This window comes from Vibrio makurazakiensis, assembly GCF_050337375.1.
GTDB classification, from domain to species: domain Bacteria; phylum Pseudomonadota; class Gammaproteobacteria; order Enterobacterales; family Vibrionaceae; genus Vibrio; species Vibrio makurazakiensis.
The window spans coordinates 1-2379 of the sequence record NZ_JAKJSW010000379.1; the positions used below are offsets into that span (position 1 = coordinate 1).

The 2379-nt window shown below is 41.0% G+C and carries 3 protein-coding genes; all 3 read left to right on the top strand.

All coding sequences use genetic code 11. The features are described from left to right. A partial coding sequence (locus tag L4C33_RS21595) for a GH32 C-terminal domain-containing protein (protein ID WP_428814441.1) occupies positions 1-327 on the top strand: 327 nt, incomplete at its 5' end. 16 nt (positions 328-343) lie between these two features. Then, entirely contained in the window at positions 344-1714 is a 1371-nt protein-coding gene (locus L4C33_RS21600) for a PTS transporter subunit EIIC (protein ID WP_428814442.1), read from the top strand. 181 nt (positions 1715-1895) lie between these two features. After that, positions 1896-2379, top strand: a 484-nt coding sequence (locus tag L4C33_RS21605) for a PfkB family carbohydrate kinase (protein WP_428814443.1), incomplete at its 3' end; no start/stop codon positions are given.

The following is a 2379-nucleotide window of genomic DNA, read 5'->3' on the forward strand; positions in this document are numbered from 1 at the left end:
CTTACCAATATATCAATAGTAAGTGGAAGTAATAAAGAGTTTGAATTCAAAGTAAATAACTTTAATAACGAGCTAGTTATGAGCCGAACTAAATATAACCACCATGGAAGTGATTATGAATTTGGAAGCGTAAGAAAGTGCATTTCAGATGATAAAACGTCAAAGATAAAAATGATATTCGATCAAAGTATTATCGAAGTGTTTGTTGAAAATGGTCGCGATGTTTTTACATCATTACTATTTCCAAGTGATGAAAATCATTATTTAAAAATTTCGCTTGAGCGTGAAACCGAAGTGGATATTAACCTGCAATACCTTACAATATAATAAATAGGTGAATAGCATGAATTACGAAGTAACAGTAAATGAGATACTAAGCAGTATCGGGGGACATGAGAATATTCGTAATGCGGAGCATTGTGCAACGCGACTACGTTTGATTCTTAAAGACAATGATAAAGTCGATGTCGAAAAGGCGAAAGGAATTGCACAAATTAGCGGTTACTTCTATCAGTCTGGTCAACATCAATTCATCATAGGTACAGGGAAAGTTACCCATATCTACAATGCATTAAAGGCAACGTTAGGTGGCACACTCGACAACAATGACTTTAAACAAGATGCATTCAGTGACATGACTATCAGCCAAAAAGTGGTTCGAACGCTTGCTGATATCTTAATTCCACTTATTCCTGCGTTGGTCACAACCGGGCTATTGATGGGCTTGAGAGGCATGATGCTGCACTCAGGTGTTCAAATCTCGCCTGAAATTCTGTCGCTGTTTAGTATGCTAACTGACACTGCATTTGCGTTCCTGCCAGTTCTGATTACTTACTCTGCTGCCAAGAAATTTGGTGGTAACCCGATTATTGCCATAGTTGTGGGCTTGATGATGGTTGCACCACAGTTACCTAATGCCTGGGCTGTTGCCAACGGTGGCGCAGAACCTATGTTGGTGACTTTGTTCGGCATAGATTTCCCACTAGTGGGTTACCAAGGAACGGTACTACCAGCCATATTCGCAGGTTGGTTCGTATCTTACTTGGAAAGAAACCTTAGACGCTTTATTCCAGCAAGTGTAGACCTTATTTTCACTCCCTTTTTGACGATTACGTTTGCAATATTCATCATTTTGTTCCTATTTGGTCCTTTACTACAAAGTGTTGAGCACGSTTGTAATTACCTAGTTCGTGTAGCGTTAGATCTTCCTTTGGGTATTGGTTACATTTTCTATGGAGCAGTACAGCAAGCAATTGTAATTACTGGTTTGCACCATGCTTTAGGTGTTATTGAAATTGGTCTTTTAAACGAAACTGGTGCTAACCCTTTACAACCTTTAGGTACGGCGTCGATGGCGGGTCAATTTGGTGCAGCAATAGCGGTTGCGACTTTACTTAAAGACAAAATCAAAAAAGGTAATGCTTACAGTGCATCAATGTCGACACTGTTTGGGATAACGGAACCTCTGCTGTTTGGTGTGAACCTGCAATATGGGAAAGTCTTCTTGTTTGGTATGGTCGGCGGTGCTGTGGGTGGCCTGGTTACTTATATCCTAGGGATCAGTGCTACGGGTATGGGCATCACTTTTATCCCCGGTATTTTGTTGTACTCTGACTCTTTTGGTTCTGTACTTGGTTATCTAACAGTAATTGCTAGTGCATTTGCTACTTCATTCGCAATCACAAGGCTGTATAACCCAATCAAAAACGCTTAAGTGTGCGATTGATTTAATCTATGAGAGCGTGGGCGATCCCCCTATAAAGTCTTCCACCTCCAAACCCACTTGATATGCTCTGGTGGGTTTACTTGCTCCTCAGCTCGAATCTAATGAGATTAAGTAGTAAGCGTGAAAGCTATGAGCTTATGACATGTATGACGAAATATTAGGAATTGAAATGAATAAAGTATGGTTAACCGGTGACGCTGTTGTTGATTTGATTCCAGATACTCCAATTACGTATTTGAAATGTCCGGGTGGCGCACCTGCAAATGTTGCGGTTGGAGTAGCTCGTTTAGGCGGTGAATGTGGTTTCTTCGGCAGAGTAGGGTTAGATCCATTAGGGCAATTCATGAAGCAAACGCTTAATGAAGAAAATATCGATGTAAGTTACCTATTGCTTGATGAAAAGCAGCGCACTTCTACGGTGCTGGTGGATTTAGATTCTGATGGCGAACGTACATTCACTTTTATGGTGAAGCCGAGTGCCGACCAGTTTATGCAAATATCGGATATTCCTGAATTCGGTGCAGGTGAATGGCTACATGCCTGTTCTATTGCGTTGGCAAATGAACCTAGCCGTGCAAGCACATTTGAAGCTATCAAGAGAATGAAACAAGCTGGTGGCTTTGTCAGCTTCGATCCAAACCTTAGACAAGAGG